This window comes from Burkholderiales bacterium, assembly GCA_035560005.1.
Classification (GTDB): domain Bacteria; phylum Pseudomonadota; class Gammaproteobacteria; order Burkholderiales; family Eutrophovitaceae; genus DASRFY01.
In genome coordinates, this window is the sequence record DATMAN010000043.1 from 65,644 (window position 1) to 83,522 (window position 17,879).

Genomic DNA, 17,879 nt, shown 5'->3' on the forward strand with positions numbered 1-17,879 from the left:
GCGTAGCCGGATGCGCGCGGCCGGCCCTCCGCGGATACGCCGCCGGAGGGCATAGGCCGGCATGCTGCACATCACCAATGGGGACGCCGTGGTCGCGCGGATGCGCGACGGCGCGCTTCCCGGCATCTACCTTCCCTGGCGCGACGCCCTGCACGAGGGTCCCGTGCCCAGAACCGAGAATCTCACGCAGCTCTCCACGATCCGCGCCCGCTATCTGGCCGAAGCGGGCTATGGAAGCGAGCTCGCGCTGCGCGATCAATTCAAGGCGCGGGACGCGCAGCTCGCCGGTGCGGCGCGCGAAAACGAGATCGTGCTCTGGTTCGAGCACGATCTCTACGATCAGTTGCAACTGCTCCAGATTCTCGACTGGCTGGCGATGCATGCCGCGCAGGCGCGGGTGTCCCTGATCGTGATCGGGAGTTATCCAGCAATTGCGCGTTTCGTCGGGCTCGGCCAACTGACGCCCGCCCAGCTGGTCGGGCTGCTCGATGCGCGCACGCCCGCCGAACCGGCGCACTTCCAGGCAGCCCGGACTGCGTGGCGTGCATTTCGCGAATCCACTCCCCGGTCGTGCTTCGCGCTGCTTCGCCTGGACTGGACGTCGCTGCCTTACCTTCCCGACGCGCTGCTGCGTCTGCTCGAGGAGCTGCCTTCGACGCGCAACGGACTCTCGCGCACGGAGCAGGCGGCGCTCGCGGTCATCGCCGAAGGCACCTCGGCACCGCGAGAAATCTTCTCCGCGGTCCAGGCGCTGGAGGATCGCCCGTTCATGGGCGACTGGTCGTTCTGGCGGCTGCTGTCGCGTCTGGCGCGCCCACCGATGCCGCTCGTGCGCTTGGAGCGCGGAGCGCGGTTCTTCTACCCGCCGCGCGTGCCGGACGGACCCGAGTTCGCGGCGCAGCGACTGTCGCTCACCGAGCGAGGCCGCGAAGTTCTGGAGCAGCGCATCGATGCGGTCAGGCTCCGGGGCATCGACCGATGGCTGGGCGGCACGCATCTGGAACCGCATTGCGTCTGGCGCTGGGACGGCGAGCACCAGCGGCTGGTGGCGCCCGAGGCGACCTGAGCCCTGGTGCCGAACCCGCTGGCGCATTCCTGGAAGTGGCGTAGGGGTGGCCAGCGACAAAGTTCTTCTCCCCTTCGATCGGGGAAGAATGGAAGTTCGAACCGGGGGCGGGGAAAGACCGAGGTGGGATAAAGAAGCGCACAGAGTGTGAGGCTGCGAGCGCGGCACACCGATACGCCTGGCAAATCAATCCTCGACGGCAAAGCTATTGGACATCGCTGCCCCGCATGGCAACAATCCGCTCCTCCGAATCGAAGGACTACACCATGACTCAGCCGACCCCCTTCCAGATTCGCGTCGACGACTCGGTTCTCGACGATCTCAGGCAACGTCTCGCGCGTTGCCGCTTCCCCGACGAAATTCCCGACAACCGCTGGCGCTACGGACCGGATCTCACGTACATGAAGTCGCTGGTCGAGTACTGGCGCAGCGGCTACGACTGGCGAGCGCACGAAGGAGCGCTCAACCGGTTCCGCCAGTACAAGGTGAGGATCGCCGGCATCGATCTTCATTTCATCCACGAAGAAGGCAAGGGCCCGGCCCCCGCGCCTTTGCTGATTTCCCACGGCTGGCCGGGCTCGGTGTACGAGTTTCACCGGATTCTGCCGTTGCTGACCGATCCCGCCGGGCACGGCGCGGACGCACGCGACGCCTTCACGGTGGTCGCGCCTTCTCTGCCGGGTTACACGTTCTCTTTCGCGCCGGGGCAGAAGCGCTTCGCGATCGAGGAAATCGCGGAGGTCTTCAACGAGCTCATGACCAGGGTACTCGGTTATTCGCGCTATGCGGCGCAAGGCGGCGACTGGGGCGCTTTCGTCACTTCGCGACTCGGTTACGCGCACCCGGAATCGCTGTACGGCATTCATCTCAACCTGCTCGCCGTGAGGCGCGAGCCGAAGCTGCTGGAGAATCCGAGCGCCGAGGAGAAAAGGTTTCTCGAAGAACTGAATCATTTCCTGAAGGAGGAGACCGGCTACCAGTGGATTCAGGGCACCAAGCCGCAGACGCTCGCCTACGCGCTCACCGACTCTCCACTGGGCCTCGCGGCGTGGCTGGTCGAAAAGTTCTACACGTGGACCGATTGCGGCGGTGATCTGGATCGGTATTTCGGCCGCGACGTCATCCTGACCTGCATCATGCTGTACTGGGTGACGGGCGCGATCGGCTCCTCCTTCTGGCCGTACTACGCGCGCATGCACGGGCCGTGGCCGATTCCAGAGGGCAAGACGGTCGATGTACCCATGGGCTACCTCGAGCTTCCGAAGGAAATCCTGCACCCGCCGCGCTCGGTGGCGCAGCGCATGTACAGCGATATCCGCCGTTGGACCCGGGCGGAAAAAGGCGGTCACTTCGCGGCGCTGGAGCAGCCGCAACTGCTGGCTCAGGAGATCCGCGCCTTCTTCCGCGATCTGAGACCCTGAAGCGCGCGTGCGCGCCAGGCGGGACCAGACGCTGTTCCGGTGCTGTCCCGCGCTCGCGCCCCTGCCTGTGGCCCGATCGGACGGGTGCCGCTGCTGACCGGTCCATTCGGGTTCTGCCCGCTCTATGCGATCCTGGGTGTCGATTGCCCGTCGCGCCGAGCGGCGTTACGCCTGAATTTTCGACTCGAGCGGGGCGTGCCCGCTCGCGCCTTTCTTCGCTGGTCGCTTAAGGAAGCTCCCACTCGCCTTTCCATGCAGCCCAGCCCGCCGGTGATCCGGCGGGTCCAGCATAGTTGTTCTGGTAGGAGTTGCGACCTTTCAGACCTGCGTACTTGCCGGTGCCACCGGTCCACTGGAACTCGCCGATGGAAGGGCACTTGGTGCACTTCCATGTCGCGAACGCCCGATCCCCGTCCCGGTCGGTGGCTACGCACTCCCCGCGATCGTCTGAATGGCCTTCTCTTCTTGAGACACCCGCAGCCGTGCAGACCACGAGAGCACCATGCAGGAACCCGCTTCCGGCATCGTTTCGAAAGGCACCGGTACCTGCGCCACCCCATACGGAATGGGCGTCATCTCCCGACACGGTTCCCTGAAAGTACCACCCGAATGTCCCCGCGTAGCTGCCACGCTTCGGCAATTGATCTGCGGCATTGCACGCCAGCGATATCAGGCCACCGGCAATTAACCCGGCAGCCGCTATGCGGCGTTTCGCTGTCGAAAAATTCATCTTCTTGCACCTCTCAGGTTGATTTCTGAACTCGCGCGCGGAGTCATTGCTGACGCCGGCGCCGGCCAAGAGGAAAGACGCAACGGTGGTGAATGACCCGGTTGTCGATCGGTACTTCGCCAGCGAGAACTTCTGGACTACCTGGACACCGGCTTGCTCACGCGCGCCTTCGGTTCCTCTCGCGTCAAGCTTGCCGTAGGTCGGGTTATAGATTGGTTTCTTATTCGTGTTGATCGGCCAAGGCCCGGCTGTGAAGCAACTTCTCTGGATTATCGGCCAGGCCGGATGGATGGCGGTTGCATGAGCCGCCCATTCGGCTCGGCGCCCGTGTGCTGCTGATTCAGGCGCCGATAGCAGCGCACGACACCTTCATGCAACGCTTCGATGGTGTCATTGGCTTCGAGACCCCGCTGGTACAACAGCAGCGCGATCTCGGGCCTGTTCTGCGCTTCGAGTGTGCTGGCGCGGGCAAGGACCGTTCTGGCGAAGAGCGCTTTCAGCCGAGTGCCAAACTGATAAGCCCATGGTGCGTCGCTTTCGGGAATAGACAGCGGGCCCTTGTAAAGAGCCAGGGCGGCATCCAGCGCTTCGGGCTCCGTCTTGCTGGCAAGTTCCTGAAACGCAAGCGTGTCGACCCAGCATTGCGTGAAGTCAAGCGACAGCAAGCCACCCTTCTGGACGATAACGTCTCGAACGTCGAGCAGGGTGCGCAAACGGTGCAGGGTAACCTTTAGCAGCCGGTACCCGACATCGCCTTCTGATTCTGGCCACAGCGCATCGAGCAGGGTTTCCTCGGGCACGTTCCGGCCGCCAAGGGCAATGATCAGTCCCAGCAACGCGAGTGGTTTGCGCGGAATCTTGCGCGAGTAGCAGATCGGCTGGCCCAGCACCGTGATCTCAAACTGTCCGAGCATCCGTATTCTGATCGCCCATGGCCACCTTTCCTGTTGCCGATCCTTGGGAGCGATTCTGAGTTCATTGATGATCCGGCAAGCCGTTTCCGTCTCGATGTTGAACTTCAGTGCCATCGGCAAGAGTTCGGAGAGCGTGTAAGCGAACCATCGTATGAACACGAGACGTTCCGAGCAGCGGATCTCGGCAAGTGCCTGGGCAAGACGAGTGCGGCAAAGATCCAGCTCAGCGCGTTTGAGCGCGATCAGGGACTCGATGAATAAGAAGACGGCACTCCATGCCTTCTCGCTGAAGGTGCCCCGTATCAACTGCTGGCCGCGTTCCAGCCAGCGCTCGCTGTCTTCGAGGCGTTGCGCCTCGATCATCATTTCCGCGAGTTGCAGTTGCTGTGAACCGTGCAGAATGCAGTCGTTCGCCTCCATGCCCAGCGCTTTCGCGCCCAGCTCTACGGCATGTCCGATGTGTCCCCGAGATCGCTCGTTCAGCGCGCGCAACCAAAGCGTATTGGCGAGCGAACCGACGTCGTTTGCGGAGCGCTCGAGCTGGCTTGCCAATGCTTCGGCGCCACGTACGTCCCCGGTTCTTCTGACGCAGTACGCATGCCAGGCACGAATATGCGCGATCCGAGGTGCGAGTCCCGTCGATTCGCTCGTGTGCTCCGCTTCTTCGAAGAGTCGAATCGCCTCAGCGCTGTCGCCCGCCACATAGCGCAGATATCCGTAACTGCCAAGCCAGAAGACATGAAGCACGGGGGACAGGTCAGCGGACCCGAGGTGCGGATGGACCGCCGCTGCCGTGGCTTCGGCCAGGCTGATGCGTGCGCACAGGGTTGTGTAAAAGCACAGGCCGATCCCGGCGCTCACGATGAGATTGGGTTCGGTTATCCGATCCAGGAGTTCGTTTGCGCGTTCTGCGTATCGATGGATCGAGGGATGATCGGGTCTTCGCGACACCAGGGCGCTCAGCAAGGCGGAGAGGATGCGCAACTCGCACTCTTCGTCCGGAAAGGTACGGCTGCCCGCGACGAGAGCGATGAGCACGTCGATCCATTGGTCGACGCGCTGGAAAGATCGGAACTCCAGAAAGAAGGCTCTCAGAATCTCCGCTGCGCACAGCATCTCGCCATGCCGGTCACGGCGATCACGGAAGAGGTTGAAGGCGCGCTCCAGCTCCGTTCTGCCAGCCGCGGCATCTATCGCGGCGCGTGACACGCCCAGCCAATAGCGCAGCCAAGGACAGGCATCGAGTCGCTCCCCCGGGATCCGGCCGATCCATTCGACCAGGGTTTGCCATCGTCCCTGCGACAGCAGCGAACGGGCGCCTGCCACGATGAGTTCACCAGCTTCTTGCCACGCTCCGACCTCGAGGAAGAGCGGGACTGCAGCCTCCCACTCCTTACGCCTTTCCAGGAGTCGAGCAGTCTCGATGCTCAACGTCCGGCGCAAGCCGGGCTCAAGTGCGGATTTGGCCTTCCCTAGCAGGAACTGTCGGAAAAGCGGGTGATACTGGTACCCCGGCCGGGAACGGGAGAGTCGATCGGTGAAGAGGTTGCGGCGATGCAGCTCGGCGAGCGCTGCCCCCGCCTGCGGATTGCCGGAGATCTCACGTGCGACTTCCACATCCACCCAGGGGAGGTGCGCTGTCAGCAGCAAGAGCCGCTGAGTGGCCGGATTGGCCCTTTGAAACACTTCGGCCGTGAAGTATTCGAAAAGGATGTCGGGCGTATCTGGCAGCTCACCGGACTTTCCGGTTCTGGAAGAGCGGACTCCTTCGAGCAGCAGTGTGAAGCCCGCAGCCCAACCCAGGCTTCGCAGATAGAGGCCTTCGACATCTATCGCGCTCGTCTTGTTTCGCAGGTTCGCGATCTCGCGCGCTTCTTCGAGAGTCAGCTTGAGCTGTTGCCAGTCAAGCAGCACCATCTTCTCGTTCGCCACCCACCGAGCGCAGCCCTCCGGAAGACCCTCTCGGCTAATGGCCACAACGGTGACCGCGGAAGGGGCTTCCTCCACAGCCTGTGCAATCAAGAGTCGGGTCTTCTGCTCCCCGGTCAGGTCGTGGCAGTTGTCGATGACCAGGGCCGAGCCGCAATCCATTCTGGAGAAAAAGTCGCGGAAGAATCGCCGAGCAAACGCCTCAACGTCATGGAGGTGGCCTGGCGTGAGAACCGGAAGATCCATTCCACCCCTGCGTGAAAGGCCGCTCGCGGCCTGTCCGAGGTAGTAAAAGAACGTGGCGGGATCGCGATCGGCCCGATCGGCTTGATACCAGATGCCGCGAATGTTCCGCGACTGGAGCCAGGAGGCCACCAACGTGGTCTTGCCGGCGCCGGGCGGAGCGGTGATAAAGAGCGAGGCCCCACGCAGGCGCGCAGCGTCCATGGCCCCAAAGAGCTTTTCGCGCCTTATCGGGTTCCCAAGCTGCGGTCGTGTCAGCTTGGCGATCACAGGACTTGTCCTGGGCATGCTGACCTCCCCCTTTTGATGCCCGAGACAGATCTTACGCCTGCCGGTCCGATGCGTCTCAATGGCGCTTGGCGTTCGCGAAAAACGAGACTCTCCATTCTCAACTCAGCCGCTTTCCCCCGCCAGCGGCGTATGATCTAGCCCGACGGAAAATCACCGGAGAAGCATCGTGGCATTGGCCCGGTTGTGGGTCGCCATACTGGGCGCCGTAGTGAGCACGGCAGCTTTTGCGGCCGACACGATCAAGATCGGCTTCATCGACCCGCTGTCCGGGCCGTTCGCCAATATCGGCCAGTCGAGTCTGAAGCACTACCAGGCGGCGGTGGAGCGTGTGAACCGCCACGGCGGTGCGCTGGGCGTGAAGCTGGAGATCGTCGCCTTCGACAACAAGTCCAGTCCGCAGGAAGCGCTCCTCAATCTGCAGGCGGCGATCGACCAGGGCATCCGCTTCGTCACCCAGGCCAGCGGCTCGAACGTGGCCCATGCCTTGATCGACGCGATCAGCAAGCACAACGAGCGCAATCCCAGCCGTGCGGTCGTCTACCTCAATCATGGCGCGGTCGATCCGGCGCTCACCAACGAGAAGTGCAGCTTCTGGCACTTCCGCTTCGACGCCAGCGGCACCATGAAACTGGACGTGCTGACCAGCGCAATCGCCCGGGACGAGTCGATCGCGACCGTCTACCTGCTCAACCAGGACTACGCGTGGGGCCATAGCGTGAGCCGCGAGGTCAAGGAGATGCTCGCGCGCAAGCGTCCCGACGTCCGAATCGTTGGCGACGACCTGCACCCGCTGGGCAAGGTGAAGGATTTCGCCCCCTATGTCTCCAAGATCATCGATTCCGGCGCCGACGTGGTGGTAACCGGAAACTGGGGCAACGATCTCGCGTTGCTCATCCGTGCCGCGAAAGGCGCCGGGCTCAAGGCGCAGTTCTACACGCTCTACGCCTCGCTGCAAGGGACACCGGGCGCCATGGGCGAAGCGGGCGCGGACCGCGTGAAGACTGTCGTAACCTGGCATCCGAACATCGAGCGCAACGAGCTGGAAGCCTTCGCCAACGCGTTCAAGGAGAAGTACAAGGAAGACTGGGGCTGGCTGCCGAGCTACGTTGCGCTCCACATGCTGGTCACGGCGATGGAAACGGCGCGCACCACCGATCCGCTGAAGGTAGCGCGGGCGCTGGAGGGTCTGTCGTATCTCAGCCCTACGGGCCCGGCGCTCATGCGCAAGGAGGACCACCAGCTCCTCCAGCCGCTGTACCTCGCCACCTTCACCAAGGCGGGGGCGCCCGGCGTGAAATACGACTCGGAAGGCACCGGGTTCGGCTGGAAGACCGACGCCCGCATCGAGCCCGACCAGACCGCGCTGCCCACTACCTGCCGGATGCAACGCCCGGACAAGCCGTAGGAGGCGAAACCGGTGTAATCTCCGGCCCGTCCAAGGGCGTTGAAACCACCTGCGGGGGCAGTGGCGCGCCCGCAGCACAGGGGACCGAGTACCGCAATGTCAATTGAGGGAGGAGTAATGAAACGCACGTTCGTCTTTCTAGCCGCGATTCTGGGTTTTGCCGCCGTCGCGCGGGCGGCCGATACCATCAAGATCGCGCACATCGATCCGCAGAGCGGACCTTTCGCGCTGCAGGGCCAGTCGGGCAGCCGCCACATCCAGAAGGCGATCGACGAGATCAATGCCCGTGGCGGCGTGCTCGGCGGGGTGAAGCTCGAGCTGGTGACGTTCGACAACAAGTCCAGCCCTCAGGACAGCCTGATCGCGCTCAAGCAGGCCACCGATCAGGGCATCCGCTACGTCACGCAGGGCAACGGCTCGCACGTGGCGCACGCGCTCACCGAAGCGGTGCTCAAGTACAACCAGCGCAATCCCGGCAAGGAAATTCTCTACCTCAACCACGCGGCGATCGACCCGGCGCTCACCAACGACAAGTGCAATTTCTGGCATTTCCGTTTCGACGCCAACGTGGACATGAAGATCGACGCGCTGACCTCCGCCATTGCCGCGCGCAAGGAGATCCGGAAGGTCTACCTCATCAACCAGGACTACGCCTATGGGCAGTCGGTGCAGCGGGTGTCCAGGGAGATGCTCGCGAAGAAGCGGCCCGACATCCAGATCGTCGGCGACGAGCTGCACCCGATCGGCAAAGTGAAGGACTTCGCGCCGTACGTGGCCAAGATCAAGGCGAGTGGCGCCGACACGGTGCTCACCGGCAACTGGGGCAACGATCTCGCGCTGCTCATCAAGGCGGCGGAAGACGCCGGACTCAAGGCGAATTTCTATACGAACTACGCCTACCTCGTGGGTACGCCGCGCGCCTTCGGCGCCTCCGGCGCGGAGCGCGTCAAGACGGTGGCCAGCTGGGCACCCAACTTGCCGGGCTACCCCCTGGAGAAGTACTACCTCGACTACAAGAACCGTTACAAGGAAGACTGGGGCTTCATTCCGATCAAGTACGCCATCGACATGTGGGCGCTGGCGATCGACAAGGCCGGCTCCGCCGACCCGCTCAAGGTGGCGCGCGCGCTCGAAGGACTGCGCTACGACGGGGGTGCGGGCGAAGTCTGGATGCGCCCCGACGATCACCAGCTCATGGAACCGTTGTTCGTCTCCACTTTCACCAAGGCCGGCCGGCAGGGCGTGAAGTACGACGCCGACGACACCGGCTATGGCTGGAAGACCGAGGTGCGCATCGACGCCAAGGACAACATCCTGCCCACGACCTGCAAGATGGAGCGGCCGTAGAGACGGTGACGCGTGACAGGTGACGAGTGAACCAGGAGGTCCCGGCCACGGCCGGCTTTTGGCGTCCTCCCCCGCGAGGGGATTCGAGCGGTTTCCCTTTTGTTCGGGAGGGTGAGGATAGACGACCTAGTAGGCGCTGGCCGCTTGCGCGAGCGGGACCGTCTGGCGCATCTCCGCCACCGCGCTCTTGGCGGCGGCTGCCAGAAACGCGTTATCGGCGAGCAGCGTGACGAACTGGAAGCCCAATGCGATCATCTCCTTCGCCATCGCAGTCGAGCCGCAGTGCAGACCGGCATACACGCCATGCCGCTTCGCGCCGGCGAGAATGGTTCTGATCGCCTCGAGGACCGCTGGATCGGTGGGCACGGGGGCGGGCGCAGCCCCAAGCGTCAACGCCAGGTCGTTGGGCCCGATGTACAAGGCATCGAGGCCCGGGACGGTCAGGATCTCGTCAAGATTCTCCACGGCTTGCCGGGTCTCGATCATCGCGATGGTGATGACGGTTTCGTTGGCGTGCTTCCAGTAGTCCGCACCGCCGTACCACGTCGCGCGCACCGGACCGAAACTGCGATAACCCCTCGGCGCGTAACGGCAGGCGCCGACAAAGGCCTCACACTCGGCCCTCGTATTGATCATCGGACAGATGATTCCGTAGGCACCGGCGTCGAGCAGTTTCATGATGATTCCCGGCTCCAGCCACGGCACACGGGCAAGCGGCACGGTCGGCGTGGTCGTGATCGCCTGAAGCATGGTGACGGCGGTCTGGTAGTCCACGAGGCCGTGCTGCAGGTCCACGGTGAGCGCATCCCATCCGGCTTGCGCCATGTTCTCCGCAGAGACCGAGCTCGGGATCCCGAGCCAGCCGTTGATCACCGCACCGCCTTGCTTCCAGATCGACCTGAGTTTGTTTTCTCTCACAATTTCTCCTTGATCGCGCTCTTCGCGGAAAATTCCGCGAACTGTCTCCTCTGGCCACTGCCCGTGAGCTGTCCACCCACGCGTCGGTCTACCGGCGGTCGCCCCGTTGAAGGTCGGACAACGCTGCGAGAAGGGGTGAGTCTGTTATTTCCTCGAAGTGCTTCAGCCACCGGCGAACGTCATTCGTGTCGTACGCAGGATTCTTGAGCAGGATTCCGCGCACGTCCTCGATATCCCGGGGACGGCCAGCCACGATTTTATGAATGATCAGGTCTTCCACCGAAGCGTAGCGCACTTCGCTGCCGCCTACTCTCACCCGCTTGACCCGGGATAAGGCCTCGGCAGCACTGCCTGCCCGCCGATCACCATGTAGGCGATCGAGCGGGCTTCCATCTCTCGTGCAAGTTCTTCGAGCAGGCGCTCAAACATTCAGCGCCTGCGCGAGGCGCAGTTTGGTGGGCAACGTGTCGCTGCTGCGCTCCCAGGCGCCTAGCGCTTGCGCGTGTTCGAACATCGCTTCGAGGAGCTTCAGAATGCGCTCGAAATCAGCAGGAGAGGCGCGATTTTCTTCGTCCTCGAAGCGCTGCAGGATGTGGGGGTTCTTGACCATACAGGATGACTCGTTCAGGCGACATTTTACTTGCTGTACATCCCGGACTGAAGCGTTCTAACCCACCGTGGAGTGTCCCAGTGGATGCCCGTCGAGTGGTCGACCGTTCCATGCGCCGAGGAGTCACGCAGGTTCGCGAATCCTCTTGATCGCATCACCGCTGTTACGTACTCGGACCATAAAAGGAGTGTACCCGTCGTCAGACGGTGCTGCCTATAATTAGGTCGGGCAGCCCTTGGGGGGAGACCATGGCGCGCAAGGCGCCGCAGCTTGCCAAGCTCAGCCGGCCACGTCTGTACGACGCGCTCCCGCGCGAGCGGCTGTTCAGGCTGATCGATGAAAAGCGCAGGCATCCAGCGATCTGGGTCTGCGGACCTCCTGGCGCGGGCAAGACTACGCTGATAGCCAGTTACCTCGAGGCGGTAAGACTCTCGAGCATCTGGTACCAGGTGGACGCCGGTGACGCTGATCCGGCAACGTTCTTCTATTACCTCGCGTTGGCCGCCGGTCAGCGGCGCACAGCGAGGCAGTTGCCGCTTTTTACCGCCGAGTATTTGCCCGACCTCGAGGGGTTCAGCCGCAGGTACTTTCGGGACTTCTTCGCGCGCGTGCCATCGGATACGCTGCTGGTATTCGACAACTGCCATGAAGTGCGCGACAACGGCGAATTCGATCGCATCTTGCTCGAAGCGATCGATGAGGTTCCCGAAGGGATCAATGTCGTATTCATCAGTCGGTCCGGACCACCGGCGGCATTCGCCCGCGGCCTTTCGAACCGGTCGGTATCAGTTGTCGACTGGCCGGACCTGAAGCTGACGCTCGAAGAGGCTGCCGCGATCGCCGAAACCCGCATCGTACTCGATCAACAGTCAATCGAGCGTATCTACGATCGCTCCAGCGGATGGGTCGCAGGCCTCACCCTAATACTCGACCACGCCAAGCGTCGCGGATTGTCGGTCGATACGATGGAGACCGAGACGAAGGAAGGTGTATTTGCCTTTTTCGCGAGCCAGATCTTCGATCAGATGTCTCGGCGCGCACAACTCACGATGATGCGGGTCGCCGTGTTGCCATTCACGACTGTACCCATGGCAATCGCGCTGAGCGGCGATCCCCGTGCCGGAGCGCTGGTGGAGGATCTCTATCGCCGACATTTATTCACAGATCGGCGCGGAAGAGACGATGCTCGGTACCAATTCCATTCGCTCTTTCGCGAGTTTCTCTTGGAAAAATTTCGCGAATCCCACCTCGAGCCGCAGCGCCGAGATCTTTCACGCAGCGCAGCCGCCCTATTGGAAGGAGCCGGATTTACCGAGGACGCGATCGCACTGTATTGGGAGGCCGTCGATTGGGAACGGGCGATCGCCCTCATCTTGAAACACGCGTCAATGCTGGTGGCGCAGGGACGATGGAGAACGCTCTGGCAGTGGATCGAGGCCATCCCGGAAAGTCTGCGTGAGAGGGATGCGCGCCTGCTGTACTGGCAGGGAATTACGTCGATGCAGCTCGACTTGGCCACCGCGAGCGGCTTTCTGGAGAGTGCGTTTACGCGGTTTGGAACCGGTGGCGATGTCGTGGGGCAGCTTTTGGCGGCCTCCGCCATCATCGAGTGCATTTACTATCAGTACGAAGACTTCACGTCGCTCGATCGGTGGATAGACGAGATCGACCGCTTGCTTCAAAGCGACCCGATGTTCCCGGATGAGCGTACGGAGCTGACCGTGTACTCGGCCATGCAGCTTGCGACGATGTCCAGACGTCCGGGGCATTCCCGGTTATCTTCTTGCGTGGAGAAGATCGAAGCGCTGGTCGAACGTGCGCGGGACCCGAATCAGACTGTGCGCGCAGCCAGCGCGCTGCTGCGCTTCTTCTCTTATGCCGGAGCGTTCGAAAGGGCACAACGTCTGACGGAGCGTGTTGCGCCGTTACTATCAAGCCCGGAGCTTACTGCTCTTAACCGAGCGTGGTGGTGGCTGTTCCATGGCTGGTATCTGCACGCACGGGCGGATGCCAGTGCCAGTCTTTCTTCCTTCGACGAAGCAGACCGCATAGCGGGGCATGAAGGCTTACGCCAGATCACTTTCCTGTCGTCGATCTTTCGCGCTTATCTGTTCAATTGCCTTGACGATCCCGCATCGGCAGAGAAGGCAGTCGCCATCGCGGAGCAGCACTTCGATCCGAGACGGCGCATGCACGTTGCCCAGCTTCATCTCGCCAAGATGGGCATCGCGGTTCGACAACAGGAGGGCGAAGCGGCCGCGCAGCATGCGAGGGAGGGTTTGCGCGCGATAGCGCCGCTCGGCTCGAACGTGCTCCATGTCATATGGCTTTTCGACAACGCGGTCGGGCTGGTCGCGGCCGGGGCACACGAGGAAGCGGCGAATTGGCTGGAGCTTGCGTGGTCCGAGTCCGAAGGATCCTATCTGGAAGTATATCGCCCGGCAATCCTGCTGGTGCAGGCTGCGCTGTGTAAGTCGATCGGAGAATCGAGTCGTTGTCTCGAGTGCCTGCGGAACTCGCTGGAGCTTGCCCGCCCGAACAATGGGGCTTACTTCTATCGCTGGCTTCTGGGTCTCACGGAGATCATGCTTGCTCACGCTATCGAAGCAGGCATCGACATCGAGCATGTAACCGGTCTTATTCGCAAGTTTGACCTGCGGTCGCCAGACATAAGTTTCGATCGATGGCCTTGGCCGATCCGTATCGTGACGCTCGGCCGCTTTGCCATCTATCGGGACGGCAAGGCGATCACGTTTCCGCACAAGGCCCCGCGCAAGCCTTTGAGCCTGCTCAAGGCAGTCGTCGCATTCGGGTGTGTAGACGTACCCCAACGCAAGCTCGCCGATGCGCTCTGGCCGGACGAGGAAGGCGACGTTGCGCTGGAGTCGCTGGCTATCAATGTGCATCGTTTGCGAAAGCTCCTCGGCGACAAGAACATGCTCCGCCTCAGCGATCGCGCGCTTTCTCTGGATCAGGAACGTTGCTGGGTTGACGTGAAAGCGCTGGAGAGGGCTTTGGAGAGACCAATTCCGGACGCTTCGAGTATCGGAAACGTCGACGATCAGGTGCTTAGACTCTATGGAGGACAGTTCCTTCCCGGCGATGAGGATGAGCCTTGGGTCTTGTCCCTGAGGGAGCGGCTGCGAGCCAGACTTATGGCCTATGTGGCAAGAGTCGGCCGGCAGCTCGAAGCCCGCGCCGAGTACGAAGCGGCTGCCCAGCATTACCAACGGGGAATCGAATCGGATGAACTGGCGGAGGAGTTTTACCAAGGCCTGATGCGCTGTTACCTCAAACTCGGCAGGCGGGCGGACGGGATGGCCGTATTCCGCCGGCTCCGGCAGACCCTCTCAGTAACATTGGGCATTCAACCATCGCCTGCTAGCCAGGAAGTATTCCGAGATCTGGAGCAGGCTTAAGGCGCAGCCCAAACTCTCGATCTGCAAACAATCTGTACCCTCGTCTGAGCTAGCCTGCGGAGGCGGTTCAGAGGAGGGGGTGTGCGTCAGCTGCGAACCTATATTGTCCGCATCTATCGGCAGGGCTTCGACAGCCTGTGGGGTACCGTGGAGGATCCACGGATTGGATTCAAACATCCTTTCTCGAGCGCTGCGGAAGTCTGGGATTTGTTGCGGCAACCGACTCGCGGCGTAGGGAAAAAGCGCGCTGACGCCCATCCCTCGAAAGTTACGAACAGGCGAGGGAAATTTCGATGAGCAACGCTACGCTCCCTAAGACTCTTGACCAAGCAGCAATGGGCCGGCGTCAATTTCTTCGGAGTCTGAGCGCGATGAGCGCACTGTCGGCGGGCGGGCTGCCGCTGCCCGGCGCGGCCCGTCTCGACAGCAGTTTGATCGAGCTTTCGGCCGTCGAAGCGGTGGCTGCGATGCGCTCGGGCGATCTCAAGGCAGAAGACTACGCCAAAGCACTGCTCGACCGGTGCGAAAAACTGAAGCATCTCAATGCGTTCACCACCCTCGACTACGACCGGGTTATGGAAATGGCGCGTGACGCCGATCGCAAGCGGGCCAAGGGCGGAAAGCTCGGTGTTCTGCACGGGCTCCCGGTACCCGTCAAGGACAGCATCAATACCAAGGACCTGCCGACCACGCTGGCGACCGAAGCATTGCGCGATTTCCGGCCCGGCACGGATGCCGCAGTGGTGACTGCACTCTATCGCGAAGGCGCGCTGTTGCTGGGCAAGACCAACCTGCACGAACTTCAATTCTGGTGGACAAACAGCCACAGCGCCTTCGGCCCGGCGCGAAATCCGTATGACCCGACGCGTATCTCCGGCGGCAGCAGCGGGGGGACGGCGGTCGCGGTGTCCGGGCGCATGGCTCCAGCCGGCTTGGCGGGAGACACCAATGGCTCGATACGCGTTCCGGCCGCGCTTTGTGGCGTGATCGGCTTTCGGCCAACGACGTTGCGTTGGCCACAGAGCGGGGTGATGCCGTTGACGCCCACGTATGACACTGTCGGTCCCCACACGAGGTCGGTTGCTGACGCGATTCTGTTTGACTCGGTGGTGACAGGAACTGCCCAAGGTGCAAATCCGATCAGCCTCAAGGGCACGCGCATCGGCGTGCCGCGCGGCTATTACTACGCCGATCTCGACCCGGAAGTCGAGCGCGTCACGAAGGAGGTTCTACGGAAGCTGAAGGATGCCGGCGTCGAGCTGGTGGATGCCGATCCGCCATATCTCATGGAACTGGTGAACCTCGCCAACTATCCGATCATCCATCATGAAACAGGTCCCAGCATAGACTGCTATCTGAAGGGCCACGGCGCCAAGGTCACCCTGAAAGAGATCCTCTCTACCGCGAGACCGGATGTCAGGCAGGCCTTCGAGCTGTTCGTTCTGCCAGGCGGACAGTATCGCGCGCCTTACGATGTCTACACCGCCTCGCGAAGCACCAATCGGCCGTTGCTGCAGCGAATACTCGGTTCCTATTTGCGGGACAACGGCCTTGCCGCAATGATCTTCCCGGCCACTCTCTGCCCGGCGACGCCAATCGGCCACGAATGGGAAGTCGAGTACGGAGGGCGCAAGGTGCCCACGTACATCGCCCTTGCGCGAAACATATCGCCTGGGAGCTGTGCTGGGCTCCCCGGGCTCGTGATCCCGGGGGGCTTGACCTCAAGTGGGCTGCCGGTCGGCATCGAGTTTGACGGTCATGCTGGCGGGGATCGCGAGTTGCTGGCCCTCGGATTGTCGTTGGAAAAGGTGCTGGGGCCGATTCCGCCTCCGCAGGCGTGAGCGCCGGCGTACGGTGCGCGCCGTCTGCCAGAAAGGACCGCCTGCGCCCTGCGGCTCGGGGCAGGTTGCCGGGAGGACCCGCGCGATGCCCGCTTGCTTGGTCTACTCGCATCGTACCGCCACCGCCCGCAGGACATTCATCGGTCCGGCGGCGCGGATGCGTTCGAGTTCGGTGCGATCGCGCGCCAGGAGCGAGCCGGCGAAGCCCAGTGCGTTCACCGAGATCGATTCGAAGTGCTCCCGCGCGCGCGGCACGACCAGCATCCAGCGGTGCGTGAGGAGCAGGTTGTAGGGAGCGGTGCCGCCGACGCCCGCCGAATCGAGAAGCCGGCAATACAGAGCATGCAGTGCCTCCGCGTCCGTCTGTTCGGGGCGCCCGAACGCGTGCCGGAATGGGAGCCCGGGGCCCGCATCGAGCAGCGCCTCGATCGGTACCGGTTGCGGAATCTGTGGTGCGAGTGGCAGAGGGACGAGCTGCAGGTGCTTTCGGTGCTGGCTTGCCCCCGCTTCGCGGCCCGCATTGTAGAAGCCCAGGCTCGCGGAACCCTCCATGCACCGCGCGAGCGCCGCGAAGTCCCTCGCAGTCAGGCGCGCGTCCTGCGGCTCGTAGTCCCGCACGACGATGAGCAAATGCTGCGGCATGACCGGAAACTTGTTGAGCAGCGCGTAATGCGTGGACGAGATGTCCGCCACAAAGAGCTCTGGGTCGTAGTCGCCGAGGGGATCCCATACCTGCCTTCGTGCAGCCGCGTCCTTGCGCCGTAGACTCGAGACCACGCGCACCACGAACTGCACGCCTGCGTCCGGAATCACCTCGAGTTCGGTCTTGATCGGCTCGAGTGCCCCCTTTTTCAAGGCGCGGTGGGCGACTGTCTGAATGCGGGATTGCAACTGCATTTCGTGCCTCGCCGAGCGACACGCTTTCCTGGCGGCAGGAAGCGCAACAGCGATGTATGGCCACAATTGTTGCAGCAAACAGCTCGCCCACGAAACTCAAGCCGAAGAAGATCGTCTGGGCCGCCCACGTCAAGTGCACGATCGTGTACCCGCAGCCAGTGGCGTTGCGCTAGCATTGCGGCAGAGCGCTCGAGACCCGGGGCGATGCGCCGTCGGCGATGGTCCCCCGCTTTTCTAGATGAACCAGAGTTCTTTGCGCGAACGCGGTTCGCGGTCCCACGCACGGCGGTTTTTTCTCGATCTGTAAGTAATCTGTATACACCCCAGCCCAATCCGTAAGCGAACTGTTACCTCTTCAGACGTAGTGTGGCCTCATCCGCCAAGGAACAAAGCTGCCTTTGCGGTGCGGAGCGGTAATCGATCTCTCCGCCAATCCGTTAACGGAGATGAGGAGGTGTCATGTTTACAGCGAAATGGTGGTGTGCGGCGGCGGTCGCGGGGATGTGCACAGGCGTGGCGACCGCGGTTCTGGCGGCGGAAACGATCACCACGCGTAGCCCCGACGCGGCTTACGCCGATCTGATGCGCGACTGGAACGCCAAGCCCGGCAACCAGGCGGGCGCGCCGGTGCGCATGCGCAATCTGCAGAACGCCAACGCCGATCTGATCCGTGATTTCGGCGCCAAGGGGTCCGGCGAGCAGGGAGCGGCCTTCACGCAGCGCAGCTTGGATGCGATGTACAAGGACCTGGTTCGCGACTGGTCGCCCGACAAACCGGCTGATGGACGCCAGGCGGCGTACACGAACCAGTAACGACTGAGTCGATCTACGTGCGGGCAGCATGGCAG

12 protein-coding genes are annotated in these 17,879 nt (G+C 62.6%); 7 read left to right on the forward strand and 5 right to left on the reverse strand.

The features are described 5' to 3' along the window. Nucleotides 1–61: 61 nt before the first annotated feature. Both VNM24_06415 and VNM24_06420 read left to right on the forward strand, forming a co-directional pair. Nucleotides 62–1,066: a DUF1835 domain-containing protein gene (locus VNM24_06415; GenBank protein HWQ38237.1), complete on the forward strand. Its 1,005-nt coding sequence runs from the start codon at nucleotides 62–64 to the stop codon at nucleotides 1,064–1,066. A gap of 266 nt (nucleotides 1,067–1,332) precedes the next feature. Beyond that, nucleotides 1,333–2,487 (forward strand): alpha/beta fold hydrolase, encoded by a 1,155-nt coding sequence (locus VNM24_06420; protein HWQ38238.1) that lies wholly within the window; start codon nucleotides 1,333–1,335, stop codon nucleotides 2,485–2,487. Nucleotides 2,488–2,913: 426 nt separating this feature from the next. On the opposite strand, the gene VNM24_06425 is transcribed toward VNM24_06420, so the two are convergent. Together VNM24_06425 and VNM24_06430 are read right to left on the reverse strand one after the other, a co-directional pair. Continuing rightward, nucleotides 2,914–3,063, reverse strand: a complete 150-nt coding sequence (locus VNM24_06425; protein HWQ38239.1) for a hypothetical protein — start codon at nucleotides 3,061–3,063, stop codon at nucleotides 2,914–2,916. 423 nt (nucleotides 3,064–3,486) lie between these two features. Next, on the reverse strand, nucleotides 3,487–6,573 hold the full coding sequence (locus VNM24_06430; GenBank protein ID HWQ38240.1) for a BTAD domain-containing putative transcriptional regulator: 3,087 nt from the start codon (nucleotides 6,571–6,573) through the stop codon (nucleotides 3,487–3,489). Nucleotides 6,574–6,757: 184 nt separating this feature from the next. Between VNM24_06430 and VNM24_06435 the strand changes: the two genes are divergently transcribed. Both VNM24_06435 and VNM24_06440 read left to right on the forward strand, forming a co-directional pair. Beyond that, entirely contained in the window at nucleotides 6,758–7,999 is a 1,242-nt protein-coding gene (locus VNM24_06435) for a branched-chain amino acid ABC transporter substrate-binding protein (protein ID HWQ38241.1), read from the forward strand. 117 nt (nucleotides 8,000–8,116) lie between these two features. After that, nucleotides 8,117–9,346, forward strand: a complete 1,230-nt coding sequence (locus VNM24_06440) for a branched-chain amino acid ABC transporter substrate-binding protein (GenBank protein ID HWQ38242.1) — start codon at nucleotides 8,117–8,119, stop codon at nucleotides 9,344–9,346. Nucleotides 9,347–9,472: 126 nt separating this feature from the next. On the opposite strand, the gene VNM24_06445 is transcribed toward VNM24_06440, so the two are convergent. Next, on the reverse strand, nucleotides 9,473–10,264 hold the full coding sequence (locus VNM24_06445) for an aldolase/citrate lyase family protein (GenBank protein ID HWQ38243.1): 792 nt from the start codon (nucleotides 10,262–10,264) through the stop codon (nucleotides 9,473–9,475). Between the two features lie 421 nt (nucleotides 10,265–10,685). Further along, nucleotides 10,686–10,874 carry a hypothetical protein gene (locus tag VNM24_06450; protein HWQ38244.1) on the reverse strand — a complete coding sequence of 63 codons (189 nt, stop codon included), beginning with the start codon at nucleotides 10,872–10,874 and terminating at the stop codon, nucleotides 10,686–10,688. A 248-nt stretch (nucleotides 10,875–11,122) separates the two neighbouring features. On the opposite strand from VNM24_06450, the gene VNM24_06455 reads away from it, so the two are divergent. Together VNM24_06455 and VNM24_06460 are read left to right on the forward strand one after the other, a co-directional pair. Further along, nucleotides 11,123–14,293, forward strand: coding sequence for a BTAD domain-containing putative transcriptional regulator (locus tag VNM24_06455; GenBank protein ID HWQ38245.1), 3,171 nt, complete (start codon nucleotides 11,123–11,125; stop codon nucleotides 14,291–14,293). Between the two features lie 371 nt (nucleotides 14,294–14,664). Beyond that, entirely contained in the window at nucleotides 14,665–16,134 is a 1,470-nt protein-coding gene (locus VNM24_06460; GenBank protein HWQ38246.1) for an amidase family protein, read from the forward strand. 102 nt (nucleotides 16,135–16,236) lie between these two features. Here VNM24_06460 and VNM24_06465 read toward each other — a convergent pair whose 3' ends face one another. Further along, nucleotides 16,237–17,031, reverse strand: a complete 795-nt coding sequence (locus tag VNM24_06465) for a DUF4922 domain-containing protein (protein ID HWQ38247.1) — start codon at nucleotides 17,029–17,031, stop codon at nucleotides 16,237–16,239. Nucleotides 17,032–17,490: 459 nt separating this feature from the next. Here VNM24_06465 and VNM24_06470 point away from each other — a divergent pair, with 459 nt between their 5' ends. Further along, nucleotides 17,491–17,844, forward strand: coding sequence for a hypothetical protein (locus VNM24_06470; GenBank protein ID HWQ38248.1), 354 nt, complete (start codon nucleotides 17,491–17,493; stop codon nucleotides 17,842–17,844). Nucleotides 17,845–17,879 lie beyond the last annotated feature (35 nt).

Excerpts from the sequence above, each read along its gene's own strand:
- VNM24_06415 (HWQ38237.1), top strand. The coding sequence starts at position 62 with ATGCTGCACATCACCAATGGGGACGCCGTGGTCGCGCGGATGCGCGAC.
- VNM24_06420 (HWQ38238.1), top strand. The coding sequence starts at position 1,333 with ATGACTCAGCCGACCCCCTTCCAGATTCGCGTCGACGACTCGGTTCTC.
- VNM24_06425 (HWQ38239.1), bottom strand. The coding sequence starts at position 3,063 with ATGACGCCCATTCCGTATGGGGTGGCGCAGGTACCGGTGCCTTTCGAA.
- VNM24_06440 (HWQ38242.1), top strand. The coding sequence starts at position 8,117 with ATGAAACGCACGTTCGTCTTTCTAGCCGCGATTCTGGGTTTTGCCGCC.
- VNM24_06450 (HWQ38244.1), bottom strand. The coding sequence starts at position 10,874 with ATGGTCAAGAACCCCCACATCCTGCAGCGCTTCGAGGACGAAGAAAAT.
- VNM24_06455 (HWQ38245.1), top strand. The coding sequence starts at position 11,123 with ATGGCGCGCAAGGCGCCGCAGCTTGCCAAGCTCAGCCGGCCACGTCTG.
- VNM24_06460 (HWQ38246.1), top strand. The coding sequence starts at position 14,665 with ATGAGCGCACTGTCGGCGGGCGGGCTGCCGCTGCCCGGCGCGGCCCGT.
- VNM24_06465 (HWQ38247.1), bottom strand. The coding sequence starts at position 17,031 with ATGCAGTTGCAATCCCGCATTCAGACAGTCGCCCACCGCGCCTTGAAA.
- VNM24_06470 (HWQ38248.1), top strand. The coding sequence starts at position 17,491 with ATGTTTACAGCGAAATGGTGGTGTGCGGCGGCGGTCGCGGGGATGTGC.